Here is a 25,440-nt window from a genome sequence, read left to right on the forward strand (position 1 = left end):
TGAACTAAAAAGATATAAAATCTTGAAACGAATTAATTCCAGTTTTCATCGAACGAAAGGTCATCGTAATCGTCAATATCTAAGTCCTCATCATATCCGTCTCCAAATTCATCTTTTTCAGCCACAAACTCTTTATCGGGAGCTTCTGTAGGTATTTGTCCGTGTACAAACATAAGATTAGGATAATCGCGTCCTTCTTCAATTTCAGCAATTTCAGCCAATTCTATAAGGAAGGTCCACATACTTAAAAAGTCGTAAACATAGATAAGTTTGGTTTGAGATTTTGAAACTACACTATCTAAAGTGGTTTCATTCATTAACCTAACAGAATCCATTCCTTCACTAAGGTCAAATTGTGAGATCTCTTCCCCTTGGTTCCATTCATCGTCGCTAATGTAAAAAGAAGCCATTTCATTCCCGTCAAATCCAAAAGCATTAATAATACTGTTATGGAAGTCTTCCAGTGTGCTTTCTTCTAGAAGTTCAATATCTCTAAAAACATCGTCTTCAGCTTCTAAAATAATCCTAAATCGATAAACCATGAGTGTAAATTTTTGGGTTCAAAGTTACAAACTTTTCGATTTAATAGGGGTACTGATTGCTTCCAATAATATATAAAATTGAATTCCGAAAAGAATGCTGGCGATAACAAGATGAAGGGGCTGAGAAAGAAAGGGAAAGTGGAAATTATACATGGCCACTCCAGTTATGATTTCTATAAATATGAACCCCATAACCCAGTTTATTTTAGAAAACCCTAATGTTAGTTTTCTGTTTTGCCACCATAGGAAAGCATTTATTAATAGGATTAATATTGAAAAGGAGCGATGTACATAAAATGTAACCGAAGGATTTGCGAGCCAGAGTTGTTCTGAATTTTCACCAAGAATTTTTACCTGGTCATCTACGAGTTGGCGAACCTGCGTACCCATAACAATTTGAACTAAAGTTAAAAGTATAGATACTACCAGCAAATTTCTAAAATTAGTTGTAATAACCCGCGTCTTGTTCGAGCTTGAGATAAGTTGAAGTAAATATAACAGCAACGCAACGATTACCAGTGCAACAACCATATGAATGGTGATTCTTACCGGCGATAAAACGGAATACACCACCGTGGCGCCCAACCAGCCTTGGAAACCCATCAAAAATACAGAAAGCCAGGATAAAATGGTAATTCTCTTTTGTCGTTTCCAGAACTTTAAACTAAGTATGGCCATGATTAATACAGCAATTCCAGCCAAAGCGCCGGCTAGCCTGTTAATATATTCTATCCAGGTATGCCATGGGTTGAAGATGGCATAATCATGTTTCGTGTATACTTCCCAATTAGTCGGGTCGAGAGTATTTTTAGTAGTAAAGGTTGAGGTAGCCACTAATAATTGTTCGTCTTCAATTATTACTTGCCCTTTCTTGAACTCATGATTAGGAGAAAATTGTAGTTCTGAAATCTCGTGAGGCGGGATATAATATCCGAAACATTTAGGCCAGTCCGGACACCCCATTCCTGATCCTGTCATTCTTACTACCGCTCCGGCTATAATCACTAAATAAACGAGAATTAGTGAAATCTTCACGAAATTTCTATACATACCTTATTTGCTTACAGCGGGTTTTAAACCAAGTTCAGAAGCTTTTTTAAACATGAATTCCTTTGCAGCTTCATATTCATTAGGGATTTCACCTTCTAAAATAGCTTCTTTTATAGCATCTTTTATCATGCCTATCTCTCTGGATGGTTTTAAGTTGAAGAACTCCATGATCTCTTCTCCACTAACAGGCGGTTGAAAATTACGAACATGATCTCTTTCTTCCACTTCCTTGATCTTCTCTCGAACTTTCTTGAAATTATTATGATATTTCTTGAAGCGTTTTGGGTTTTTGGTCGTGATATCTGCCTCACAAAGCGTCATTAAATCCTCAATATCATCACCAGCATCAAATACTAAGCGACGTACAGCCGAATCGGTTACGTTCTCATCGGCGATCACTATAGGGCGGGAGCTCATTAAAACTAATTTTTGAACATACTTCATCTTTTCATTTAAAGGAAGACGAAGTTGTTTAAAGAGTTTAAAAACCATTTTAGCACCAACAAATTCATGTCCGTGAAAAGTCCATCCAATCTTTTTGTGAAATTTTTTAGTGGGTGCTTTCCCAATATCATGTAATAAAGCAGCCCATCTAAGCCACAGATCATCTGTATTTTCAGAGATGTTATCTACAACCTCCAAGGTATGCCAAAAATTATCTTTGTGTTTTTGTCCTTCTACTTCTTCAATTCCCTCTAATGCTGTAAGCTGAGGAAGGATAAGCGGAAGTAATTTTGTTTTGTGTAAAAGGCTGAAACCTACAGAAGGTTTTTCTGAAAGTAAGATCTTATTGATCTCGTCTACCACCCTTTCAGAAGAGATAATTTTTATACGATCTTTATTGCGTGTAATAGCATTTAACGATTCTGTTTCGATCTTAAAACCTAGCTGTGTAGCAAATCGAATTGCACGTAACATTCGCAACGGATCATCTGAATAAGTGATGTCGGCATCCAACGGAGTTTTTATAAGCTCGGTTTTAAGATCTTCTAAACCGTTAAACGGATCTAACAGCTCTCCGAAATTTTCTTCATTTAAGCTTAATGCAAGTGCATTAATGGTAAAATCTCTCCGTTTTTGGTCGTCTTCCAAAGTTCCATTTTCTACCACAGGATTTCTACTGTTGGTAGTATAACTTTCTTTACGAGCACCTACGAATTCAACTTCAATAGAATCTGCTCGCAACATGGCAGTCCCATAATTTTTAAAAATCTGTACTTTTGGATGATAGGGGAGTAGTTCGGAGACTTTTTTAGCTAATTCAATTCCGCTTCCAATGGCAACTACATCTATATCTTTAGAGTTTCCACGTTCCAGAATAAGATCTCTTACAAAACCTCCTATTACGTAACTTTCTAAATTCAGTTCTTTAGCAGCAAGAGCAATTGTTTTAAAAATGGGGTTGACAAGGGCTTTGCTGTAATTCTTATCTTTGGGCATAACTTATTTTCGTATCACTTTCACACTCCTATCGTTACCAATTTTAATAATGGACGAAGGTTTTCCTGAAACTTTAGATCGGTGCAAATTTACTACATAGTCTACACCTTTTAAAATTTCAGGGCTTATTTGAGCAAAAGATTGCGGAGTTGGTTGGCCGCTTATATTTGCTGAAGTAGATACAATTGGTTTTCTGAATTTATAAATAAGCTGTTCACAAAATTTATCTTTGGTAACACGAATTGCTAAAGTTTCATCTTCGGCCACAAGATTATTTGCTACCCTAAGTGGGTTGTCGTAAATGATAGTGGTAGGTTTATCGGCATGTTCTATAATAAGATATGCAGGCTCCGGTACTAGATCTACGTGTTTTTCTAGCATTTTAATGCTGTTCACTAAACATATTAAGGCCTTTTTATCGGCTCTTTTCTTTAACGCATAGACCTTTGCTACAGCAGCAGCATTGGTAGCATCGCAGCCAATTCCCCAAACTGTGTCGGTAGGGTAAAGTATAATTCCCCCTTTTTTTAATACCTCCAGTGTTTTTTCGGTTTCTTCCTTAAAATCTTCCATTTGAAATATCTTTATAGATGGCTAGCGTTTTGGCCGCCATTATTTTGGTTGTATAATTTTCGTGTAATTTTTGTTTAGAAAGACAGGTGAAGTCTTTTTGTCTCTCTACGTTATTCTGCAAAGATAATATTTGAGTGGCTAAATCCTGATAATCGTGTGCCTTAGAAAGCAAACCATTTTTATTATGTTTAATAATTTCAGAGATCCCACCAACATCGGTGCTTACAACGGGAGTATTATAGTAAAAAGATTCATAAATAAATTGAGGAATCCCTTCACTTTCAGAAGTCATTAGAGAAATATCAAATTGTGGGATGAGCTGTGAAGCATGAGGAATGGTATTCAAGAAGCTCACATATTTTTCTAAGTCAAGTTTTTTAACCAATGCCACAAGTTGAGGGGTGAGGCTGGTAAAACATCCGATTTGTATAAAATGAAAATCTTTATGCCCTCTATTCTTTATTAACTCATTAGCAGTTAGAATAAAGGTTTGCAGGTCTTTGGGCCATATATGATTAGCTATATTTCCTATGATTTTTACATCCTCTTCAAGCTCCAATTCTTCTCTTAGGTCTCTTGTTGATTTTATCTTCTTGTCATTAAGGCTAGTACCATGATAAATGCATTCCAGCTTTTCGGGATGGTCTATACTTCCTTCTGTAATAAACTTGGTTGCAAGTGAGACACAGAGAATCTTTTTTATTTTAGGATAATTGTATTTGTAAAGCGTTTGTTTTCTTTCCCTAATGGGGAAGGTAGTTTTTTTGCTAAAAATAAAAGGAGGAAGATCATAAAGGTGATCGCCCATTATACACAAGGTAAGAGCTGTGCTGTCGTGGATATGAAGCAGGTCAATTTTCCTTTTTTTACAAAGACTTATCAGTTTTAAGAAAAAACGTGGATCCATTTTAAAACCCAGTCTCACCGAAACATGATCTATATTAGTGGTTTTAAGTTTTTTTTCAAAAATCCCACCTTTAATGCATAAAACGGTGTTAGTAATACCTATATCCTGCAATTTCAGCTCCTTGCATAGTTGCTCAATGTGGTTTTCACCACCGCCCCAACTTTTAACTGCAGAAACATGAAGGATATTCATAAATTTGAAGACTGTAAATTAATTACGATGTAATATCTCTGAATAGAGCTTTAAATACTGTTTTGCTGTAGTATCCCAATTAAAGGAAGCTGCACGCTCTTTCAGCTTCTCCGTATAAACTTTTATATTCTCATTATAAATCTTCATTTTTTCCTCGTATACTTTATGCATATATTCTGCCTCAAATCGATCCCAGAAAAAGGCAAATTGTCCACCAATTTCGGGTAAAGAAGACCTATTGGCTAAAAATACAGGTTTACCATAGGCCATAGCTTCGATAGGAGGCATTCCAAATCCTTCATGCAATGAAGGGAAGACTAAAGATTCACAATTTTGAAGATAAAAATGTTTTTCTTCATCTGATATTTTCCCCACCAGAAATACATTATCTGTTAAATTATATTTTTCAATTTCCTTTTCTATAACCTCTCTATAAGGGCGATTATAGTTACCGGCAATCACTAAGTGATGGTTTTCCATGAAAGAAAGCATTCCTATTAAAGTGTGAAAATTCTTCTTTTGCATGAACTGGCCAATGGTAAAAAGAAAAGGCTTTTTAGGAACTAAAGTTGTGGGCGCTGGAGTTACAGGTGGGACAGGAGTAATAGGATTTCCATTGTAAATAACTCTCTGTATAATTTTATCAGAAATATTAAAATAGCGGTTGGTCTCTTGTTTGGCGTATTCTGAAATATAAACTATAGCGGTGGAACGGTCTATCTTCCCCTGTAATCTTTGAAACTTTTTATCTTTTTTTTCCTTGCTTAAAGTATTTTCCTCCATGAAAATAACATCATGAATTGTTAGGATATAAGGGATTGAAAAATAAGGTTCTACACTGATATTCTGATTCATGGAATGCCATAGATCATATTTTTTTCTGATGCGAAACAATTTCTTTCGGTGATAGGGATGATATTTTTTAAAAATAACTTTCTCTTGAAAATCCTTTATAGAAGATTTATGAGAAGCTGTTACAGTGATTTTAAATTCCGGAGTATTCTGCACAATATTTTTGATTAACCAGTAATTGAATTGTCCAAATCCCGTGAACATATTATTGATATTATGTGACTCTAACAACACATTTTTTTCATTAGGCATAGATCCCAGCTTTTAAAGAAAATATTCTGTAAATATAATAGGATGCGTACGCTTCGCATCTCTAAAATTTAGTTTTTTTAAAATTTGTGTCTGCTAAAAACCGGTGGTATCCTTTAAAATCCATCCTTTATTGTAATTTTGCCAAATGAAAACAGTTTTTTCGGAGGCATATCTCGATAAGAGGGAAGCAATACTTGGCTTTATTCAAAATTTTGAAAGTAGCGGAGCTTATTTGAATAAAGGGGATAGAAATAGTATTAAGATTTTTGATCTTGGTACTAAAAAAATCAATATTAAATCTTTTAAGATCCCGAATGCCGTCAATAAATTTGCATACAGGTTTTTAAGAAAATCTAAAGCTGAGCGTTCCTTCAATTACGCCGAAATTCTCATATCTAAAAATATTGGTACGCCCTATCCAATAGCTTATATAGAAAAAGATACTGCTTTAGCATTTAAAAAAAGCTACTATATAAGCGAACATCTGGAATGCGATCTTACGTATAGAGAACTGGTGCATGACCCCTCTTTCCCACAGCGAGAAGAGTTATTAAGAGCATTTACTCGATTTACTTATAATTTGCATGAAGAAGGAATAGAGTTTCTGGACCATTCCCCAGGCAACACCCTTATTTTATTAAATAATGGGGATTATCAGTTCTTCCTAGTAGATCTTAATAGAATGAACTTCAAGGAGCTCACTTTTGAAGAGCGAATGAAGAACTTTTCACGTTTAACGCCGTATAAGGAGATGGTTCAAATTATGGCTAGCGAATATTCGCAGTTAATAGATATGCCTGAAGCAGAGGTCTTTAAGAAAATGTGGGGATATACCGTTGAATTTCAGGAGAAATTTCAACGTAAAAAGAAATTGAAGAAACAGCTTAAATTCTGGAAAAAATAAGAGTCCTACTTTTTTAAAGTGGGTGCTTTTGGATATGTTTTGAAAGTAAAATACTTTAATCTCTTTCTAATCTTATATTTTCTTATAAGATTTAAAGGTTTAGCCTTTAGATGGGATTTGTCTTCATGGAGAAAATCAATACAGGCATCAATCACTCTTTTACTGGAATTCCCATCGCTATAAGGATGCATTTTGGCTACATTCGCATCTATAGCATTCATTAGTTGTTTAGGTTTGGATAGAGCCTCTTTAATTGCAGATCTAATCTCTGATGTCTCCTGAATATCTAATAAGTAATTTCCGGGTTTATTGTTTCTGAAAGTTACAACAGGTCTTTTCTGTAATATGAATTCTGTAATGGCGGAGGTAGTGTCAGAGAACATTACATCAGCCTTTTGCATTAAGGGAATCAGGTTAGTAGTGTTATAGAAGTTTATAGAATCATTTTCCATAGCTTTTACCCTGTCTACTATCTTTTTTTCCATTTTTGGATGCAGCACAATAATGAATTTCCATCCTTCTACTTTGGATAGATTTTCAATTTCAAGAAGTACTTCTTCTCGATGTGCCAAACTTAGTCTAGGAGTGAAGGTTGAAGATACCAGGATAGTCGGATGGACTGTATTTATATATTTGATAGGAAATAAAGGATCTACTTTCGACCATCCTGTTTCTTTTACTTCAAAATGTTTGTACTTATTTTGAAGCTCTAAGAAGGGGGTGGTAGTGGAGGGGCCTTGGGTACAATACAGATCGAAAAATCCTCTAATTCTAAAATGTCCTTTCGCCTTACTTCGTTTATCTGCTGAAAAACCATGAAAGATTTGAACTTTAATGCCGGGAATAAAGTCGGCAACATCATTTGTTATGCATAATACTACATGAGGATTGTAAAGAACAGCATCTTGAATAGTTGGCAGTAATTCTCCATGTTCAGGGAAAGATTTTTTGGTGTACTCTAGATCACTGAACCATTTAACTTCATATCCTCGTTGCAGAATCTCTTTTTGAAGAGGAGCGCCAATGGGTAAAGCGTAGGTATGACTTATATTAATTAGAAATCGATACTTCATTAAATAGAATTTACAGTAAGAAAATGCTTTAGCTGTGGAGTGATCATGGTTGGTTTAAAATCGGCATAATAAGCATTTGTTAGCTGTTTCAATTGTTTTTTGGTGATATCCTGAAATTTTTCAGGTTGGAAATCTTTTAGGTGCACAGAAATATGCTTCGCACCATCTTCATAGGTGTTCCAGTTCTCTTTACTAATAGATGGAGAAAAGATAGCAAATGTTGGAGTATTTAAGGCTTTCGCCATATTTACTGCTCCGCCTTCATTTCCAATTAGCGCATCACATTGAGATGTAAGCGCCATGAACTCTCTAAGGCTCTTTCCGAAAATATCTAAAAAAATATTTTTTTGGGTGTTGGTATTACAAAGATTAAAAATTAGCTCGGCATCCTTTCTCTGGGAAGGGATATAATTGAACAGTAATTGGGCATTGGTTTCCATTACTATTAAATTGAGTATTTCTGCAAGATACTCCGGTGGATAGGTTTTGGATTTAGAGCTTCCCAAAACAGCTATCATGTATAGAGGTTGCTGCTTATTAATTTTATTAGCCAGAAGCAATGCCTTAGCCGATTCCATTTCAGTACTGCTTAGGTATATCTTTGGCTTTATTTGAAGAGGAAAAGATTCACTAAGTGGGGATAGTAAGTGCAATCTCTTTTCTATTGCCTGTCCTGCTTTTGTTTTTGCCACAAATTTTCTATCAAAAGTATTGGTGTAAAATAGCGAGGTGTACCATTTATTATAGGAAATACGAAGAGGAGCACAGGAATAACGAGAAATAACAGCGGTTGCTATTTTAGAATATACATCAATAACCACATTATAATTTTCATCTTTAATTTCATTTATAAACCTAAAAAAATTGATAGGCCTTTTATAAGCGTCTTTAAATAGGATAAGTTTATCGATAAATGGATTGTTCTCAAGTACCGCCCGGGTATGGGGATAGATCAAATAGTGCAGTTCAGCTTCGGGGTACTGGTGACGCAATGCTTCAAATAAGATTGAGGATGTAAGCACATCCCCAATCATTTTTTGTTGAATTACAAGTATCTTCATCTTGTAGGTATCTCCCGAAGGATGTTTTTAATGGTACAGTAATAATCTATTTATACAGCAACATTATATTCTCTTAAGGCATCATTCAAAGAAGTTTTCTTATTGGTGCTTTCTTTACGTTTTCCAATAATTAGTGCACACGGCACTTGAAAATCTCCCGCGGGGAATTTTTTAGTATAACTTCCGGGAATTACCACAGATCTTGAAGGCACATAGCCTTTATATTCCTTTGGCTCATCGCCGGTAACATCAATAATTTTAGTAGAAGCGGTTAGCACTACATTCGCACCAAGAACAGCTTCTTTTTCTACTCGTATCCCTTCAACTACAATACATCGAGATCCAATGAAAGCATTGTCTTCTATTACTACCGGTGCTGCTTGTAAAGGTTCTAAGACACCTCCAATACCTACACCACCGCTTAGGTGTACGTTCTTCCCAATTTGAGCGCAACTTCCTACAGTAGCCCAAGTATCTACCATAGTTCCTTCATCAACATAAGCACCTATGTTAACATAACTAGGCATTAGGATTACACCCTTTGAAATATAGGCTCCATGTCTAGCTACCGCGTTAGGAACCACACGAATTCCCTTTTCTTTATAACCTGTTTTTAAAGGAATTTTATCATGGTATTCAAAAATACCAGCTTCCAGCGTTTCCATTTTCTGAATTGGGAAATACAGAACTACCGCTTTTTTCACCCATTCATTTACCTGCCAACCATTTTCTGTAGGTTCTGCTACTCGCAACTCACCTTCATCTAGAAGAGCGATTACTTTGCGTATTGCAGTAGTGGTTTCTTCATTAGTTAAAAGGTCTCTGTTATCCCAAGCTTTAATTATAATATCTTTTAAATCTTCCATTATCAATTTTTTAGCAAATATAATAGCTTCACTTCAATTTTTGGGAGCATAGGGATATAAACCTTACCTTTGCCTAAAATTAAATATGGCAAGGATTTTGGCATTAGATTATGGTGTGAAGCGCACGGGAATTGCCGTTACAGATGAATTTCAAATAATTGCTTCTGGTTTGGCTACCGTTCCTACCACAGAATTATTGACTTATTTAGCCGATTATTTTGAAAAGGAAAATGTAGAATTGGTTTTAGTTGGCGAGCCAAAACAAATGGATAATACTGCTTCTCAAAGTGAAGCGGCTATTCAAGAATTTTTAAATAAATTCAAAGAAAAGTTTCCATTGATGTTGTTAGAGCGAGTAGATGAGCGTTTTACCTCAAAAATGGCGGTGAGAACTATGGTAGATAGTGGTTTGAAAAAGAAAAAACGACAAGATAAGTCTCTTTTAGATGAAATAAGTGCCACTATAATTTTACAAAGTTATTTGTATAAATAATTGCACATTCAGTTTAATTAAGAATAAATGGATGAAGGCTTACTTCATCTAATTAAAATAAAAATTATAAATCTGATATGATTTTACCAATTGTAGCCTATGGAGATCCTGTTTTAAGGATAAAAGGCAAGGATATAGATGAAGATTATCCAAAATTAAAGGAGTTGATTGAAAACATGTGGGACACCATGTATAATGCTTATGGAGTTGGATTAGCAGCCCCGCAAGTGGGTTATCCTATTAGAATGTTTATGATTGATCCCTCTCCTTTTGCTGAAGATGATGAGGTGTCTGAAGCAGACAAAGAAGTATTGAATAACTTGAAAAAAGTGTTCATTAATCCCAAAATTATTTCTGAAGAAGGGGAAGAATGGGCGTTTAATGAAGGCTGTTTAAGTATTCCTGATGTTAGAGAAGATGTTTTCAGAAAACCACAAATAACTATTGAATATCAGGATGAAGACTTCAAAACATATACTGAAACTTATGATGGCTTAGCTGCAAGGGTTATTCAGCATGAGTACGATCATATTGAGGGTGTTTTATTTACCGATAAACTATCAAGTTTAAAGAAAAGATTAATCAAAGGAAAGTTGAGTAATATTTCTAAAGGAAAAATTACTGCCGATTATAGAATGCGTTTTCCAATGATGAAAAAAGGACGATGATTCTTTTGATATTAAAGGAGGACATATGATATTTGCCACCGAAAATTTATAATATAAGTATGGGTTTAGAAAAAATTTTATCGATTGCCGGAAAACCGGGACTATATGAACTAACAGCACAAACTCGTGGTGGTTTTATAGCAAAGTCGATTACCGAGGATAAAAAGATTGCAGTAAATGTTCGTCATAATGTAAGTTTACTAAGTGAAATAGCTATTTATACTTATACTGAGGAAGTACCTTTAGGAACTATTTTTCAAACAATGTTTGAAAAAGAAGATGGAAAACCTGCCATAGATCATAAAGTATCTAAAAAAGAATTAGAATCTTACTTTGCAGAGGTATTGCCAGAATACGATGTAGATAGAGTTTACCAAAGTGATATCAAAAAGATCATTCAATGGTATAATCTTTTAGTGAATAATGGAATTACAGATTTTTCTAAGGCAGAGGCTTCTAAAGATGCTTCCGACGAAGAGGAATAGTAATCAATTACAATATTTTGAAAAGCAGTTTTAATCTTATTAAAACTGCTTTTTTATTTTCCTATTTTTACATTATTGGAATATAAAAAACTCCTCCAGTAAATAACTTCAACATGAATTCAAGAGAAAAACAATTAGCCGCCTTAGATAGGTTACTTACTATTATGGATGAGTTAAGGGAAGGTTGCCCTTGGGATAAAAAGCAAACCATGGAAAGCCTACGTCCATTAACCATCGAGGAAGTTTATGAAATGGGAGATGCTATTTTAGATAAGGATATGAATGAAGTAAAAAAAGAGCTTGGAGATGTTCTTTTGCATATATTATTCTATGCTAAGATAGGTAGTGAGACCAATGATTTTGATATAGCCGATGTGGCCAATGGTATTAGTGATAAACTCATTGAAAGACATCCTCATATTTATGGAGATATTGAGGTGGCTGATGAGGAAGAAGTTAAAAAGAATTGGGAGAAGTTAAAATTGAAAGAAGGTAAAGAAAGCGTTCTTGAAGGGGTGCCTAAATCTTTACCGGCACTAGTAAAGGCTAGTAGAATTCAGGAGAAAGTGGCGGGCGTTGGCTTCGACTGGGAAGAACCGCAACAGGTTTTTGAAAAGCTGAAAGAGGAGTTAGAAGAATTTCAATATGAAGTAGACGCAAATGATATAGATAAAATGGAAGCTGAATTTGGCGATGTTTTATTCTCAATGATCAACTACGCCAGATTCTTGAAGATTAACCCGGAGAATGCATTAGAACGCACCAATAAAAAGTTTATAAAGCGTTTTAAATATATAGAAGGAAAGGCAAAGGAGAAAAATAAACCATTAAGCGAAATGACCTTAGCTGAACTCGATGTGTTCTGGGAAGAAGCCAAATTACTTAGATAAATAAAAAGAGGCGATACAATTGTATCGCCTCTTTTTATTTTTTGAAGAACTAGCTCTAATAAATAGATTTTATCTTCTCCAGTTTTTCTTTCCAAACCTCTAATTGATCTTTATGATCTTGAATATTCTTATGCACTTCTTTTACTAATGGATTATCCTCATCAACATTAGAAAAGAATTGAAGGTTGTTTTCAAGCTGCCTGATCTCGTTTTTAGTTTCTTCCACTTTTTTGGTTAGAAAGTAATGCTCATTCCTCAACTTTTTGTCATCATCGGCATCATTTAAAGCCTGGATCTTGTTCTCATACTTCATCATTTCAGCTTTAGTATGGTCTACATCCAGTTTGGAGAATAATTGATCCAATACTTTGTTGAATTTGCCTTCAATAAAACGTTTATTATAAGGTACTTTTCCAATATTCTTCCATTCTTCAATAACCGCTTTGATCTTAGGAAGATCGGTTTTTTTCTCACCGCTCAATTCCATAGATTTTAGCCTATCAAGAATTTCTTTTTTCTGATCGAACGCTTTGGTTTCTTCAGCGTTTTCCTGATTACTTGCTTTATGCAACCTGTCGAAATAATGGTTACACGCCGCTTTGAATAATTTCCAAACCTTGTCACTATCTTTTCTTGGTACGTGTCCAACCTTTTTCCAGTCGGCCTGTATCTTTTTCATTAATGGAGTAGTGGCTTTAAAATCTTCGTTCTCTTTGTTATCTTCAGCAATTTGTATGAGTTCTCGTTTTTTCTCTAGATTATCATACTGCTCTTTTTTAAGAGATTTATAATAGGCATTCTTATTTCGATTGAATTGTCTTACATGTTGCTTGAACTCACTCCATGTAGCTTCATTTTTCTCTCTTGGTACTTTTCCGGCTTTAAAGAATTGTTCACGCAGCGCTTCTAATTCTTTGATCTTTTGTTGCCACTGACTGTGAGATTTATACGATCCGTCAGCAATTGCCTTTATTTTAGCAATAATTTCCTGTTTTACAACAAGATTTACTTCATGCTGCTTATCTAGGTCATCATAATATGCCTGACGCATATCGTGAATCTTCTTGGTTGCCTCACTAAATCGGTCCCAAATATCATCTCTATACTCTTTAGCTACCGGTCCCAGCTCTTCTTTCCACATTTTATGCAGCATTTGCAACTCACGGAAAGCACGGTTGGTATCGGTCTCTAAAGTAAGTTCTTCAGCACGATCAATCACTTTCAGTTTTTGCTCTAAGTTGTGTTTAAAATCAAGATCTCTAAACTCGCGATTTAAGTGTAAGAAATCATAGAAATTTTCAACATGGTGATGGTAGGTATTCCAAACAGTGTTGTATTTATCTCTAGGAATAGGCCCGGCCGTTCTCCATCTATCTTGAAGGTCCTTGAAATGTTTATAGGTAGTATTGATATTCTCTTCAACATCTAATAAACCTTTTAACTCTTCAATAATGGCAAGTCTCTTATCTAAATTCTTATTAAGATCCTGTTTTAATTGCTGGTAATAATTGTTACGCTTCTCTTTATAATCGAAGTAAGCCGAATTGAATTGCTTTTTTATAGGCGTAGAGTAGTGGAAGTCGATTATATTTCCTCCATCGGCAAGAAATTCCTCTTTCTTCTCTTCCAGCTCTTCATCAAATTTAGCATTGAATTCTGAACGTATTTCCTCTACGTGTTCTTTGATAGCCTGCACTTTCTCACTACCTACAAGTTTCTCCAATTCGCCAACAAGTTCTTCTTTAGACATAGAGTGGTAATCCTTTTTCTCTATTCCATGACGTTCAGTTACTGTTTCATCTTCGCTATCCTCAGCAACCGAATCTTCAAATTCAGATTGTGCACTTTTCTTGGAAGGAGTTATGCTTTCTGCTTTCTCCTCTTCCTCATCCATGTGAGACGAGGTGCTGTCGCTTTCGCGCTGCTCGGTTTCTGCAGATTTACCTGAAGCTTCACTTTCGGCTACCATGGCTTTTTCCAGATTGTCCTTTTCTTTTTCGCTATCGGGATGGTTCGTAGAAGTTTCAGCTAATTTAGAAAATGAACTTTCGCTTTTATTTTCCTGCTGCTCCTCTTGGGGTTTATCTGATTTTGCACTGGATTCCGTAGAATTAGCTTCAGAATTTTTCAAGTCTTCCTGGGGAAGGTCATTCTTCATGTGATCATTTTCTTGCTGAGACATATCTTTCAATGTTAAGGTTCTTCAAAAGTTATTAATGCTGAAAGATAATAACTCCCTAAAAATCTGCCAAGGTTTTAGGCTTATTTATAACCAGTTAAAAGAAAAGGAATATTACTAGCTATTCCAAATTTCCCAAGCTTTCTCAGCCTGTAACTGTAACATACGATAACCATTCAAGGCCGTAGCCTTATTATTAAGCCCAAGCTGCATTAACCTTGTAGTAGCGGGATTGTATATAAGATCGAATATTAGGTGATGAGAATTTAAGAATTCAACCGGTATGGGAGGATATTGTGAAGTTTGAGGGTGTGTTCCCAGCGGAGTACAATTTATTATAAGCTGGTAGTCCTCTAAATGTTGCTGGCTTAAACTGGGATAACTGTAAATTTCCGGGCTAGGGGTTCGGGAAACGAATTTAAATGGGATATTAAGTAATTTTAATGCGTAGGCGACCGCTTTGGAAGCACCGCCTGTACCAAGTATAAGAGCTTTTGTATGGTGACTTCTTAAATAGGGTTTTAAGGCTCCTAAAAAGCCGTAATAATCGGTGTTATATCCAGTAAGGCTTTTGTCATCATTTATTTTTATGGTGTTTACAGCACCTATTTCCCGTGCAATGGGATCTAAATGATCTAAATATGAAATAATCTCTTTTTTATAAGGAATGGTTACATTCAATCCTTTTATCTCTGATGTATTCTTGAAGATGTCTGGAAATTCCTGAATATCGCTGAGGTCAAAATTTTTGTAGGTAGCTGAAATTCCTTCAGCTTTAAACTTATTGTTGAAATAATTCCTGGAAAAGGAATAGTCTATATTTTTACCAATTAGTCCGAAGATGTTCATGATGTAGCATTTCTTTTTTCATACCAGCCTAAAGCCAGCACTATAAAAATTCCAATTATAATGAATAAGATCGCCATCCATGTTTGCGAATTTGCAAAATCAGGAAAATATCTGTCATAATTATCCAGCACTTTATCGCCATGTGCATCTGTAATATACTTGCCGTTTGCACCTATTTTAAAGATTTTCTCCTTCCAGGGCCAAACCACTCCTAATGATCCGGTAATGAAACCAATAATTACTGAATAGGTTTCCTTTTTGTATCTTTTTAAAACATACCCCAATAGGTGTGATAAAGAAACGAGTCCGGCTAAAGAACCTAGAGAAAATACGATCAATACTTGTAAAAGTCGGAGTCTTTCAGAATTATGGATAAAAGAAAAATCCAATAACATAATGTTCGCTAAGGTATCGAACAACGCATTTACCGAATCTACTAGAAGTAATACGTAATTTCCGAATAGAATAAGGATGAAGGAACCCGATAACCCGGGAAGTGTCATTCCTGATACTCCCACCATTCCACAGAAAAAAACAAACCATAAGTTATCGTTCTCTCTTGCAGGCTCAAGAAAACTTATTGCGATTCCTGCAATAATTCCCATAGTAACGAAAAACAGGTTGTTTCTGGTCCACTGACTGAAATCCTTGCTTATGTAATAAATAGAGCCAATGATCATTCCAAAAAAGGCAGCCCAAACATATAATTCGAAATGCACGATAAGGAAATCCAATAACTTTGAAACGCTGAAATAGCTAATGATCATTCCAAGAATTAAAAGTCCTAAAAATTTCCCATTTATATAATGATAAAGGCTCCTAAAGCGTCCATTAATAAGAAGTTTAAAAGCTTTAAAATTAACTTTTTGAAGGGAGTAAATAAATTCTTCATAAAACCCGGCAACAAAGGCCACCACGCCGCCTGAAACCCCGGGAACCTTATTTGCGGCTCCCATAGCTAAACCTTTAAGAACTAAAAAAAGTTTATCACTAAAGGTCCGCGTTTGCTGCATCTGGGCTTATAGGTTTTTGAGTTGCGATTCGCTCTAATATAAGAATTAAAAAAAATCCCACAAGCATTAAAATAACAGCTGGTAAAAGTTGTGGATCACCGTTAAAATTAGCAGGAAGTACTGAAGCTTCTCGTATCACCACGCTTTTATCACCAAATTGAGCTCTTTCCAGCACTTCTTTCCAGGGCCATATTTTGTTTAAAGAACCAGCTATAAAACCGGTGAGTACTGCTAATGTAATACTGCTATAGTGATCAAATAGCCATTTTAGAAGCTTGGAAAAGCTAAGCAAGCCAAAGATGGCTCCTACGGCCACAATCCCCAAGGTTTTAAAATCGAAGTCATGAGCTGCCTCCGTCACTGTTTTGTAAGCCCCTAATAGAACGAGTATAAAAGCTCCGGAAATTCCAGGAAGAATCATAGCGCATATGGCTATCGCTCCAGCCATAAATAAGAACCAGCTGTTAGTAGCAGTTCCCATCACAGGGAGCGATACAATATACATTGCTACCGCAGCCCCAAATATAAGGCTTATAATAATTTTATAATCCCATTTCGGAATCTGCTTAGCTACAAATAAGATACTGGCAAGAATAAGTCCGAAGAAGAAGGACCATATTAAAACCGGATGTTTGTCCAATAGATAATTGGTAAGCCTCATCACTGTGAAAATACTTATAATAATACCCGAGAAAAGCGCCAGGATAAAAGAGCCGTTTAATTGCTCCCACATTGCTTTGAAGCCACGTTCTTTAAGAGTTTTAAAAAGAGATAGATTTACTCCGCTAATGGTGTTAATAAGCTCTTGATAGATACCTGTAATAAAAGCGATTGTTCCTCCTGAAACTCCGGGCACCACATCGGCAGCGCCCATTGCCATACCTTTAAAAATTATTGAAATGTAATCTTTAATGCCTCTCTGCATGTGCTGATATTAATTAATTTGAATCAAAGTTAAATAAATATCAGGATGCTTTAATGTAAGAGTTGATTATTTCTTTAACACTCTTTCTGCTGAAGATCTTTGGGAAAAGCTCTTCTATTATTATATAGTACTCAGAGTCAATCTTTAAGGCGTTATTCAAGTGGGAATAACCTTTATCACCTTCATTCAAACTAAAAAATAATCCTGCTAAACGATATTCGATCTCTGCAGAGTCTGGATAAAATTCAACAGCTTGCATCAAATTTTGAATGGCAGTTTCAAATTCGCCTAAATTTATAAGGATATCACAACGTCTAATCCACGTTTCCAGTTCGTAATTTCCCAGTTCTATAGTTTTCAAATAACCACGATCTGCTTCTTCATAGAAACTAAGCCGGCTGTTTATCTTGGCATATCGTTTCCAGTAAAGTACATTTTCTTCATCAATACTAATCGCTTTATTGATATAATAAAGGGCTTTTTGAAAATTCCCTTTTTTGAAATAAAAATCGGTAATGGCTATCCAGCCTTTATCTAATAAAGGATCTTCATGCACGGTTTTGGAATAATGCTCTAAAGCCAGTTCGTCTGAACCTAATTTTTCAAAACATTTCCCAATTCTTAAATATGCAAAAGAAGTAGGATCGTCAAGATCGAGAGTGATTCTGTAATTTTCTATAGCTTCATTATAGCGGCCTAATTTCTCAAGCACTTTCCCTTTTTCAAGGTAAGCCCCTATAAAATATTCATCGCTGATAATTGCAAAATCGAAGGCCGTAAGTGCCTTTTCGAATTGTTTAAGATCAAAATATTGTTTTCCAATCTGATGCCATGCAACTTCAGAATATGGGTTTTTATTAAGGAAAAGATTAAGATAATCTATCGCTTCTGTTTTTTGTTCTAAGAAATCAAAACAATACATGATGTTGTAGAGTGCAGAATAATCTTCTTCATCTGCTTCTAAACATTTCATGAAACTGTACTTAGCATTTTCGAAATCTTCCAGAAACAGATATTCCATTCCTAATAAAGAATAGACATCAGCTTCATCTAAGGTTATTTCCAAAGCAAGTTCCAGCATTTTAATAGCTTTCCTGTGCTCATCTCTTTTAGAAAATATATTTGCTTTTTGAATATAGATCTCTTCATTTGAAGCTTCAAGATCATGAAGTTCATTTAAAAGGCCATCGGCCAGATCCAGCTTATCTTCAAACACCAGTATTTCTACTTTAAACAATTTTAAGTTGGTAGAGGTGGGGTGCTGGGCTAATCCTAATTTAACGGCCTTTTTAGCCAATGCAATCTTTCCATTCTCTAAATAATGGTGAATAATATCCTCAAATTCTTCTGAATCGAAAAACAATACATCGTTTGTTTTTAGCATGGATTCAAAACGGGTAAGTGAGAAATTGTTTTCTTCGTTATGACTTAATTGCATACACTGGGGATTACGAGATTTCTACAGTATTAAAGGTAAAAATGAAAAGCTTTAATCTTTGTAGGTCTTTATATTGTTTTTAACAAAGTAATGAACAGTTTAAGACTTTGTTGTGATACTATTTAGAATGTCAATAATAATGCCACATCCTTCCCGTATTTCTTCCTGCGAAATTGTTAGGGGAGGGGTAATACGAACCGCTTTTTTCTCGAATAACAGCCAAAATAAAATAAGGCCTTTGTCTTGTGCTGCTAAAATTAATTGGGTGGCAATATCTTCGGAAGGAGTAATTAAAGCAAGCATTAACCCTATACCTCGTATTTCGTTTATTAGGGGATGAACCAATAATTCTCGTAACAGTTTCTCTTTCTTCAGGGTCTCTGCCATAAGGTCAGATTCCGTAATTTCTTGAAGCGTTGCTAAAGCAGCCGAGGCGATTACGGGGTTTCCTCCAAAGGTGGTAATATGCCCTAGTTTAGGATTCTCCATCAAATTATCCATTACAGTTTCAGAGGCGGTAAAGGCACCAATAGGCAAACCTCCACCCATTCCTTTACCCATAACAAGAATATCGGGCACAATATTAAAATGCTCAAACCCGAAAAGTTTTCCTGTTCTTCCAAAACCCGGCTGAATTTCATCAAGAATAAGTAAGGCTCCTACCGCCTCACAACGCTGTTTTACTTTTTCCAGATACTGTTCTTTAGGAATTATAAAACCCGCTCCGCCTTGAATGGTTTCGAGTATTACAGCAGCGGTTTTAGTAGTAATTTCGGAAAGATCTTCAGTATTATTGAATTCGATAAAATTTATTCCTCCTACTAAAGGACGGAAGGGTGTTAGTCTTTCTTCATAGCTCATTAAACTTAGTGAACCCATAGTATTCCCGTGATATGCCATTCTTGCGGCAATTATCTCGCTTCGTCCTGTTGTTCTTCTAGCCAGCTTTATAGCACCTTCAATAGCCTCTGTTCCAGAATTCGTTAAATAGGTCTTATTTAGTGAATCAGGGAGTTTAGAAGCTAAAAGCTTTGTTAGTGCTACCGCCGGCTCCTGAGCATATTCTCCATAGACCATTACGTGTAAATATTTATCTACTTGCTCTTTAACAGCATTTACCACGCGAGGGTGGCAATGTCCTAAGCTACATGCCGAAACACCAGCTACAAAATCGAGATATTTATTACCTTGTTTTGAATAGATATAAGAACCCTTGGCATGAGATATTTCCATGGCTAAAGGGTGAGGCGTTGTTTGTGCCTGATATTTTAAAAAATCCTGTTTCAATATATTATTCCTTTGTTTTTTCTTCTTTAAGAACAGGAACTACGGTAGTCGAATCTGTTCTAGTTTTTAAGGAGTTGATTTCCTTATCTTTAAGATCTTTTGGCTTTAATCTGGAATTTTCATTTAATAAAGGTTCTTCCGAATTTTCCTGGTCAAAGAAATTTTCCTGAGCCTCAGGAAGTGGTATTCCTTTTATTTTTACAAGTTCCGGAGGTTCCTGTCCTGCAAAAAGATCTTCTTTTCTGGTAAGTTGTTCTTCCCCGCGCCAGCTAAAACCGGCTAGTTTTCTTGCATTTGGAGGAAAATCCTCCGGAGGAGTCAAAGTCCCATCTACTTGTTTGTAATAATACACATCGGTCATTTGTCGATCTTCAAATAAGATACTAATTGAACTGGATAGCGTTTTATTGATTCCTGTGAGCTCTTGATTTTCATCTCTCATAAAATAAATAGTCTCCGTGTTCTTTAGGATATCTACTTTATACAATTCATTATTAACAAATAATCCCGTGAGTTCTTTTCCTTTTACTTGATTATATCCATCAATACTATCTTTTTGTACCAGAAATGCATTATCAAAGACCTTAAGTGAATCTAATTGTTCGGTTACCGGATTACTTAGAATATGAATGGTATCACCCGTCATTTGATTATTGCCCGACCAAATAATGGGGCTTCTCCTGGTGTCAATAGAGGTTAATGCAGATCTATTAATATTTATAAGTTTCGTTAAACCGGATTTCTGGTCGATGTAAACTGAATCGCTCTTTCCGCTCATATCACTCTTATACATGCGTACATCGTAATAACCTCTAATAATTCTATTTTCCGGCTTACCAGTGATCATCAGAGTATCGCTATGTATAAAAATAGAATCCTTTTCCTGTAAAGTTGCAGCCACTGCTCTTTTTGTTATAAATACGGAATCTTTTGCACGAAATACTTCGGCATAGTGCCCGGTTATTACACTTTTGTTCAGGGTATCAGTTACCTTGATATTATTAGTTGCCGAAGCGAAACTTTTATTTCTATCAAAATATAGGCTATCACCTTGCAATACTCGGTTTTCATAATCTATTCGCGAATTCTTTACGAAATATCCGTTATCTCCGCGAGTATCATAGAATCCTCGTTCGCAGTAAACCTTACTGGTTTTACTATCTATAGTCGTAGGGCCATATAGATACGCATATCCACTTTCTGAATAAAAATCTAACTGCTGCGAGTTAATAACATATTCAGGATTGGTTACCACTACATTAGAAACGAACGAATATTTATCATCTTCCATGTAATATCTTCCAATATTGCTTTTTAAAACACTTGCGGTATCTCTTACAGTTCCCCCGCTTCTATAATACGCCTGTTGTTTTATTCTGTCAAAAAATAATGTGTCTGTTTCCAGAGAAGTTTGTGGTCGGGTCATCTTTACATTTCCACTGGCAAATGCAAATTGTGTCGTACCGTTATATTCAGCATAATTGCTCCGCATTTTTACCGTGTCACCCTGCTGCATCCTCACATTTCCATAGGCTTTAAAGAAGTTAGCTTTGTCATAATGTATAGCTTGGTCGCACCAGATATCTATTCCTTCATGTATAAAATGCACCTGATTTTCCACTTTGCTTAAAATAATCGCCCCGGGATATTTAGGGTCTCGTAATGTTCTATCGCTTGTATAGTCAATTTGCTTTACCTCTTGGCTGTAAAGTTCAAGGGGAATCAAAGAAACGAGACCAATTATGAATATATAAAAAAGTATTTTTTTCAAGACAACTTATTTAGCAGCAAAAGTAAGTAAAAGGCATTATACTAACTTATTTAAATGAAAATATTGCCTAAGGAGTATAGATATATCCTATAAAAACGCCTTGAACAATACACAATTAAATGTTATAGAAATTAAGAGAATGCTAAATCTTTCCAAAATTTGGGAAATTTTAATAATCTCAAAATTCCTTTAAGGAAACATTAACGATATAACGAAAACCATATAGCTTCTTCCTGCGTAAGTTTAGTTGTAATCTAGAAAAACACAATTATGAAAAAACCACTGATTAAGGTGCAAAAAACCAACTTATCGCACCCAAAAACGAACAATTCCCGAAGACAATTCTTAAAAATGGGAGGATTAGCAGTAGCTGGTTCAAGTTTGCTACTGTATGGTTGTAGCGACGATGATGATGACATGGAACCAATGCCGGGAGAAGTTTTCGATCTTGGATCTGGAGATGTTGGAATACTGAATTATGCATATGCCCTAGAACAATTAGAAGCTGCTTTCTATACCAATGTATTAGATGGATCTTATTGGATGAATGCAAATGCAGAGGAAAAAAAGATCTTAGAAGATTTATATAAGCACGAAGTGATCCACCGAGAATTCTTTAAAGCAGCAATTACCGGTGCAGCTGGTGCAGCTAAAACTTTACCTGAATTGGAATTTGATTTTTCTTCCGTAAACTTTGGAGATAGAGATTCAGTTTTACAAACTGCACAAATATTAGAAGATACTGGAGTATCTGCTTATAATGGTGCCGGTTCGTTATTAGTGACCCCAGATTATTTAACTCTGGCAGGTAAAATAGTTTCAGTAGAAGCAAGACATGCTTCAGCTATTAGGTCTATATATCTATCAGATGATACAGCTTTCGCTGGAGATGATGTAATAGATGCAAACGGTTTAGATCCGGCTGTAGACCCTGCAACTATCTTAGCTGCAGTGGGTAGCACCGGTTTTGTGAAAACAGCTTTTACAGCTAATAATCTACCAACCGGAGCATAATAATAGCTAAAAAATTATTTTAAACACTAAAACGAAACATTATGAATATTATAAAATTTTTAGATGAATTTACGTCGGAGAGCTTAACCGGAAAGGTATCCTCAAGAAGAGACGTATTTGGAACTTTCGGTTCTTTAGGAAAAAAGGCCGCTTTAGCCGCAGTTCCTTTTGGGTTAGCAACTTCTTCAGGCAAAGCTTTTGCCCAAGCAGGGTTAAAACAACATGAAGAACCATTACAATTGGCTTTAACTCTTGAATATTTGGAAGCTGAATTCTACATTAAAGCCTTAGATTCGGGAGTACTTCCAAGTGGTGGTAGAGCAGAAGCTGTTTACAACCAAATATCTAAACATGAATCTGCTCACGTAGAATTCCTTAAAACTGCGTTAGGTGATGCTTCAATAGATTCCCCAACTTTCGACTTTACTGTTGGTGGTATGTTCGACCCATTTAATGAAAATGGTACAGGGCAGGAAGTAGCATACGCACAGCTATTAGCTTTAGCGCAAGCTTTTGAGGATACAGGTGTAAGAGCTTATAAAGGGCAGGCCGGAAATTTAATGGGTACTCCTTATTTAACACCGGCGCTTCAAATACATTCTGTTGAGGCAAAACATGCTTCCGAAATTAGAAGACTTAGAGCTTCGGTAATGGGAGAAGTGGGAAATGAAAATGCATTAGGATGGATTACATTAGATAATAGAGGTCCAGGAATGCCAGAAGCTACGCAAGCAGTTTATGATGGTGAGCAAAATGTAACCCAAGGTGGAGTAGATCTTACTATGGCAACTTCGTTTGATGCAAAAGCTGTTTCTCAGTCGTTTGACGAACCCATTAGCGGTGAAACCGCAAAAGCAATTGCAGGACTTTTTATTGTTTCTTAAATATTGACTAGCTCCAATAAAAAAGCCTTTCAGAAATGAAAGGCTTTTTTTTATATATTTAAATCACTTTATCTCGTGATGGTCTGTTTTCTGTCAGGACCTACAGAAATTACTGAAATTGGTACTTCTAACTGAGTTTCTAAGAATTCAACATATTCCATAAATTCTTTAGGAAGTTGAGAAGTCTCAGTCATTTTAGTAAGATCTTCTTTCCAACCTTTAAATTCTGTATAAACCGGAGTTACATTTTCAGCTTCAATATTAAAAGGTAAATGAGTGATCTCTTCACCTTTATATTTATAAGCGGTACAAACTTTTAATGTTTCAAAACCACTAAGTACATCACCTTTCATCATAATAAGCTGAGTGATTCCATTTATCTCTACCGCATATCTCAAGGCTACTAGATCTAACCATCCACATCTTCTAGGTCTTCCTGTTGTTGCACCCACTTCGTTACCTACACGACTCATGGTTTCTCCATTATCGTCAAAAAGCTCGGTAGGGAAAGGTCCGCTACCAACACGTGTGGTATAAGCCTTAAAGATCCCGAAGGCATCTCCAATTTTATTTGGGGCAACTCCTAAACCAGTACAAGCTCCCGCTGCGGTAGTGTTAGAGGAAGTTACAAAAGGATAGGTTCCAAAATCGATATCTAGTAAAGATCCTTGTGCGCCTTCCGCTAAAATGGTCTTACCTTCTTTTTGAGCCATTTGTAAATAATGTTCGCTATCTATGAATTTCAAGGTCTTTAAAACTTCTACAGCTTCAAAGAATTCCTGTTCCAATTCAGCAAGATTATATTGAATATCTACATTGTAATAATCAATCATCGTTTCATGCTTATCGGCAAGGGCTCGGTATTTATCTTTCCAACCTTCCAGCTCAAGATCACCAACACGCATTCCATTTCTTCCGGTTTTGTCCATATAAGTTGGACCAATCCCTTTTAAAGTTGAGCCAATTTTCGCCTTTCCTTTAGAAGCCTCGGAAGCTGCATCCAGTAACCTGTGAGTTGGTAATATTAAATGTGCTTTACGGGAGATGTATAAATTAGATTTATAATCTGTATTGAAAGCTGCAAGATTTTCTAATTCTCTCTTAAAGATAACAGGGTCTATTACCACTCCGTTCCCAACAAGATTTATGGTGTTTTTGTGAAATATTCCTGAAGGAATTGTATGAAGAACGTGTTTATGACCATCAAATTCTAAAGTGTGTCCTGCATTTGGTCCACCTTGAAAACGTGCGATAATGTCGTATTTTTCGGTAAAAACATCTACTATTTTACCTTTTCCTTCGTCTCCCCACTGTAATCCGAGTAGTAAGTCTACTGCCATAAATATTTTAATTTGTTGGTTGTTTTTTTGTGCCGTAAAAGTATAAAGAATGTTTTGAAATTTCGATATCAAAAACCTCTTCTATGGTTTGCTTTATACTTTGAATTCTTGGGTCGCAAAATTCTATTACTTCCCCGGTATCGGTAAGAATTATATGATCGTGTTGCCTGTCGAAATATGATTTCTCATACTGGGATTGATTTTGCCCAAATTGATGCTTTCTAACAAGTCCGCAATCCAATAATAGTTCTATCGTATTGTAAAGAGTTGCGCGACTAACACGATACTTTTTGTTTTTCATTTTGATATAAAGAGATTCTATATCAAAATGTTCTTCATTATTATATATCTCCTGAAGTATGGCAAAACGTTCCGGCGTTTTACGGTGCCCCTTTTCCTCTAAGAATTTAGTGAACACATTTTTAACTACTGCCTGGTCGTTTTTATTTACTACTTTTTTACTCATAATTTTGCTTCGTTGCAAAGATATTG

The 25,440-nt window shown here is 35.7% G+C and carries 25 protein-coding genes; 7 read left to right on the forward strand and 18 right to left on the reverse strand.

The genetic code is table 11. From position 1 onward, the window contains the following. Positions 1-32: 32 nt before the first annotated feature. The 6 genes from L1I30_RS06600 to L1I30_RS06625 are packed head-to-tail and all read right to left on the reverse strand — an operon-like array spanning position 33 to position 5,808. Positions 33-542 (reverse strand): IS1096 element passenger TnpR family protein, encoded by a 510-nt coding sequence (locus L1I30_RS06600; protein WP_236133475.1) that lies wholly within the window; start codon positions 540-542, stop codon positions 33-35. 24 nt (positions 543-566) lie between these two features. Continuing rightward, on the reverse strand, positions 567-1,592 hold the full coding sequence (locus tag L1I30_RS06605; RefSeq protein WP_236133476.1) for a COX15/CtaA family protein: 1,026 nt from the start codon (positions 1,590-1,592) through the stop codon (positions 567-569). A 3-nt stretch (positions 1,593-1,595) separates the two neighbouring features. Then, positions 1,596-3,032 carry a CCA tRNA nucleotidyltransferase gene (locus L1I30_RS06610; RefSeq protein ID WP_236133477.1) on the reverse strand — a complete coding sequence of 479 codons (1,437 nt, stop codon included), beginning with the start codon at positions 3,030-3,032 and terminating at the stop codon, positions 1,596-1,598. Positions 3,033-3,035: 3 nt separating this feature from the next. After that, entirely contained in the window at positions 3,036-3,605 is a 570-nt protein-coding gene (locus tag L1I30_RS06615; protein WP_236133478.1) for an L-threonylcarbamoyladenylate synthase, read from the reverse strand. After that, positions 3,592-4,704, reverse strand: a complete 1,113-nt coding sequence (locus tag L1I30_RS06620) for a glycosyltransferase family 4 protein (protein WP_236133479.1) — start codon at positions 4,702-4,704, stop codon at positions 3,592-3,594. Before L1I30_RS06620 ends, L1I30_RS06615 begins: the two co-directional genes overlap by 14 nt. An 18-nt stretch (positions 4,705-4,722) precedes the next feature. Next, positions 4,723-5,808 carry a glycosyltransferase family 4 protein gene (locus L1I30_RS06625; RefSeq protein WP_236133480.1) on the reverse strand — a complete coding sequence of 362 codons (1,086 nt, stop codon included), beginning with the start codon at positions 5,806-5,808 and terminating at the stop codon, positions 4,723-4,725. A gap of 145 nt (positions 5,809-5,953) precedes the next feature. Between L1I30_RS06625 and L1I30_RS06630 the strand changes: the two genes are divergently transcribed. Beyond that, positions 5,954-6,712, forward strand: coding sequence for a lipopolysaccharide kinase InaA family protein (locus L1I30_RS06630; RefSeq protein ID WP_236133481.1), 759 nt, complete (start codon positions 5,954-5,956; stop codon positions 6,710-6,712). A 5-nt stretch (positions 6,713-6,717) separates the two neighbouring features. Here L1I30_RS06630 and L1I30_RS06635 read toward each other — a convergent pair whose 3' ends face one another. The 3 genes from L1I30_RS06635 to L1I30_RS06645 are packed head-to-tail and all read right to left on the reverse strand — an operon-like array spanning position 6,718 to position 9,712. Further along, complete coding sequence (locus L1I30_RS06635; protein ID WP_236133482.1) at positions 6,718-7,785, reverse strand: CDP-glycerol glycerophosphotransferase family protein; 1,068 nt, start codon at positions 7,783-7,785, stop codon at positions 6,718-6,720. Beyond that, positions 7,785-8,846, reverse strand: coding sequence for a glycosyltransferase family 9 protein (locus L1I30_RS06640; protein WP_236133483.1), 1,062 nt, complete (start codon positions 8,844-8,846; stop codon positions 7,785-7,787). The genes L1I30_RS06635 and L1I30_RS06640 overlap by 1 nt, the downstream gene beginning before the upstream one ends. A gap of 50 nt (positions 8,847-8,896) precedes the next feature. After that, positions 8,897-9,712, reverse strand: coding sequence for a 2,3,4,5-tetrahydropyridine-2,6-dicarboxylate N-succinyltransferase (locus L1I30_RS06645; RefSeq protein ID WP_236133484.1), 816 nt, complete (start codon positions 9,710-9,712; stop codon positions 8,897-8,899). 85 nt (positions 9,713-9,797) lie between these two features. On the opposite strand from L1I30_RS06645, the gene ruvX reads away from it, so the two are divergent. From ruvX to mazG, 4 genes are all read left to right on the forward strand, one after another. After that, entirely contained in the window at positions 9,798-10,205 is a 408-nt protein-coding gene (ruvX, locus tag L1I30_RS06650) for a Holliday junction resolvase RuvX (RefSeq protein WP_236133485.1), read from the forward strand. A gap of 77 nt (positions 10,206-10,282) precedes the next feature. Then, positions 10,283-10,873 (forward strand): peptide deformylase, encoded by a 591-nt coding sequence (gene def, locus L1I30_RS06655; protein WP_236133486.1) that lies wholly within the window; start codon positions 10,283-10,285, stop codon positions 10,871-10,873. 59 nt (positions 10,874-10,932) lie between these two features. Next, positions 10,933-11,358, forward strand: a complete 426-nt coding sequence (locus L1I30_RS06660; RefSeq protein ID WP_236133487.1) for a DUF5606 family protein — start codon at positions 10,933-10,935, stop codon at positions 11,356-11,358. Between the two features lie 113 nt (positions 11,359-11,471). Further along, positions 11,472-12,248, forward strand: coding sequence for a nucleoside triphosphate pyrophosphohydrolase (gene mazG / locus L1I30_RS06665; RefSeq protein ID WP_236133488.1), 777 nt, complete (start codon positions 11,472-11,474; stop codon positions 12,246-12,248). Positions 12,249-12,303: 55 nt separating this feature from the next. On the opposite strand, the gene L1I30_RS06670 is transcribed toward mazG, so the two are convergent. From L1I30_RS06670 to L1I30_RS06700, 7 genes are all read right to left on the reverse strand, one after another. After that, a complete protein-coding gene (locus tag L1I30_RS06670; protein WP_236133489.1) occupies positions 12,304-14,430 on the reverse strand; it encodes a DUF349 domain-containing protein in 2,127 nt (708 codons plus the stop codon). Positions 14,431-14,544: 114 nt separating this feature from the next. After that, complete coding sequence (locus L1I30_RS06675) at positions 14,545-15,276, reverse strand: shikimate dehydrogenase family protein (protein ID WP_236133490.1); 732 nt, start codon at positions 15,274-15,276, stop codon at positions 14,545-14,547. Continuing rightward, entirely contained in the window at positions 15,273-16,289 is a 1,017-nt protein-coding gene (locus L1I30_RS06680; protein ID WP_236133491.1) for a DUF368 domain-containing protein, read from the reverse strand. The genes L1I30_RS06675 and L1I30_RS06680 overlap by 4 nt, the downstream gene beginning before the upstream one ends. Further along, positions 16,267-17,214, reverse strand: coding sequence for a DUF368 domain-containing protein (locus L1I30_RS06685; RefSeq protein WP_236133492.1), 948 nt, complete (start codon positions 17,212-17,214; stop codon positions 16,267-16,269). The genes L1I30_RS06680 and L1I30_RS06685 overlap by 23 nt, the downstream gene beginning before the upstream one ends. Before the next feature lie 40 nt (positions 17,215-17,254). Next, a complete protein-coding gene (locus L1I30_RS06690) occupies positions 17,255-18,652 on the reverse strand; it encodes a tetratricopeptide repeat protein (RefSeq protein ID WP_236133493.1) in 1,398 nt (465 codons plus the stop codon). Positions 18,653-18,751: 99 nt separating this feature from the next. Further along, complete coding sequence (locus L1I30_RS06695; protein WP_236133494.1) at positions 18,752-19,939, reverse strand: aspartate aminotransferase family protein; 1,188 nt, start codon at positions 19,937-19,939, stop codon at positions 18,752-18,754. Positions 19,940-19,943: 4 nt separating this feature from the next. Continuing rightward, on the reverse strand, positions 19,944-21,710 hold the full coding sequence (locus tag L1I30_RS06700; protein ID WP_236133495.1) for an OstA-like protein: 1,767 nt from the start codon (positions 21,708-21,710) through the stop codon (positions 19,944-19,946). A 270-nt stretch (positions 21,711-21,980) separates the two neighbouring features. On the opposite strand from L1I30_RS06700, the gene L1I30_RS06705 reads away from it, so the two are divergent. Continuing rightward, a complete protein-coding gene (locus L1I30_RS06705) occupies positions 21,981-22,724 on the forward strand; it encodes a ferritin-like domain-containing protein (RefSeq protein ID WP_236133496.1) in 744 nt (247 codons plus the stop codon). Between the two features lie 41 nt (positions 22,725-22,765). After that, positions 22,766-23,608: a ferritin-like domain-containing protein gene (locus L1I30_RS06710; protein ID WP_236133497.1), complete on the forward strand. Its 843-nt coding sequence runs from the start codon at positions 22,766-22,768 to the stop codon at positions 23,606-23,608. Between the two features lie 68 nt (positions 23,609-23,676). Here the strand turns inward: L1I30_RS06710 and L1I30_RS06715 are convergent, their stop codons facing one another. Further along, entirely contained in the window at positions 23,677-24,948 is a 1,272-nt protein-coding gene (locus L1I30_RS06715; RefSeq protein ID WP_236133498.1) for an adenylosuccinate synthase, read from the reverse strand. 7 nt (positions 24,949-24,955) lie between these two features. Then, on the reverse strand, positions 24,956-25,414 hold the full coding sequence (locus L1I30_RS06720) for a Fur family transcriptional regulator (RefSeq protein WP_236133499.1): 459 nt from the start codon (positions 25,412-25,414) through the stop codon (positions 24,956-24,958). Positions 25,415-25,440: the final 26 nt, after the last annotated feature.

The sequence above is a fragment of the Gillisia lutea genome (assembly GCF_021568705.1).
GTDB lineage: Bacteria > Bacteroidota > Bacteroidia > Flavobacteriales > Flavobacteriaceae > Gillisia > Gillisia lutea.

What these genes read in the sequence shown, in the direction of transcription:
- L1I30_RS06605 (WP_236133476.1), bottom strand. Translation starts at nt 1,592, where the DNA reads ATGTATAGAAATTTCGTGAAGATTTCACTAATTCTCGTTTATTTAGTG.
- L1I30_RS06710 (WP_236133497.1), top strand. Translation starts at nt 22,766, where the DNA reads ATGAATATTATAAAATTTTTAGATGAATTTACGTCGGAGAGCTTAACC.
- L1I30_RS06705 (WP_236133496.1), top strand. Translation starts at nt 21,981, where the DNA reads ATGAAAAAACCACTGATTAAGGTGCAAAAAACCAACTTATCGCACCCA.
- L1I30_RS06670 (WP_236133489.1), bottom strand. Translation starts at nt 14,430, where the DNA reads ATGTCTCAGCAAGAAAATGATCACATGAAGAATGACCTTCCCCAGGAA.
- L1I30_RS06630 (WP_236133481.1), top strand. Translation starts at nt 5,954, where the DNA reads ATGAAAACAGTTTTTTCGGAGGCATATCTCGATAAGAGGGAAGCAATA.
- def (WP_236133486.1), top strand. Translation starts at nt 10,283, where the DNA reads ATGATTTTACCAATTGTAGCCTATGGAGATCCTGTTTTAAGGATAAAA.
- mazG (WP_236133488.1), top strand. Translation starts at nt 11,472, where the DNA reads ATGAATTCAAGAGAAAAACAATTAGCCGCCTTAGATAGGTTACTTACT.
- L1I30_RS06640 (WP_236133483.1), bottom strand. Translation starts at nt 8,846, where the DNA reads ATGAAGATACTTGTAATTCAACAAAAAATGATTGGGGATGTGCTTACA.
- L1I30_RS06645 (WP_236133484.1), bottom strand. Translation starts at nt 9,712, where the DNA reads ATGGAAGATTTAAAAGATATTATAATTAAAGCTTGGGATAACAGAGAC.
- L1I30_RS06720 (WP_236133499.1), bottom strand. Translation starts at nt 25,414, where the DNA reads ATGAGTAAAAAAGTAGTAAATAAAAACGACCAGGCAGTAGTTAAAAAT.
- L1I30_RS06690 (WP_236133493.1), bottom strand. Translation starts at nt 18,652, where the DNA reads ATGCAATTAAGTCATAACGAAGAAAACAATTTCTCACTTACCCGTTTT.
- L1I30_RS06660 (WP_236133487.1), top strand. Translation starts at nt 10,933, where the DNA reads ATGGGTTTAGAAAAAATTTTATCGATTGCCGGAAAACCGGGACTATAT.
- L1I30_RS06635 (WP_236133482.1), bottom strand. Translation starts at nt 7,785, where the DNA reads ATGAAGTATCGATTTCTAATTAATATAAGTCATACCTACGCTTTACCC.
- L1I30_RS06685 (WP_236133492.1), bottom strand. Translation starts at nt 17,214, where the DNA reads ATGCAGAGAGGCATTAAAGATTACATTTCAATAATTTTTAAAGGTATG.
- L1I30_RS06625 (WP_236133480.1), bottom strand. Translation starts at nt 5,808, where the DNA reads ATGCCTAATGAAAAAAATGTGTTGTTAGAGTCACATAATATCAATAAT.
- L1I30_RS06675 (WP_236133490.1), bottom strand. Translation starts at nt 15,276, where the DNA reads ATGAACATCTTCGGACTAATTGGTAAAAATATAGACTATTCCTTTTCC.
- L1I30_RS06610 (WP_236133477.1), bottom strand. Translation starts at nt 3,032, where the DNA reads ATGCCCAAAGATAAGAATTACAGCAAAGCCCTTGTCAACCCCATTTTT.
- ruvX (WP_236133485.1), top strand. Translation starts at nt 9,798, where the DNA reads ATGGCAAGGATTTTGGCATTAGATTATGGTGTGAAGCGCACGGGAATT.
- L1I30_RS06715 (WP_236133498.1), bottom strand. Translation starts at nt 24,948, where the DNA reads ATGGCAGTAGACTTACTACTCGGATTACAGTGGGGAGACGAAGGAAAA.
- L1I30_RS06600 (WP_236133475.1), bottom strand. Translation starts at nt 542, where the DNA reads ATGGTTTATCGATTTAGGATTATTTTAGAAGCTGAAGACGATGTTTTT.
- L1I30_RS06615 (WP_236133478.1), bottom strand. Translation starts at nt 3,605, where the DNA reads ATGGAAGATTTTAAGGAAGAAACCGAAAAAACACTGGAGGTATTAAAA.
- L1I30_RS06620 (WP_236133479.1), bottom strand. Translation starts at nt 4,704, where the DNA reads ATGAATATCCTTCATGTTTCTGCAGTTAAAAGTTGGGGCGGTGGTGAA.
- L1I30_RS06680 (WP_236133491.1), bottom strand. Translation starts at nt 16,289, where the DNA reads ATGCAGCAAACGCGGACCTTTAGTGATAAACTTTTTTTAGTTCTTAAA.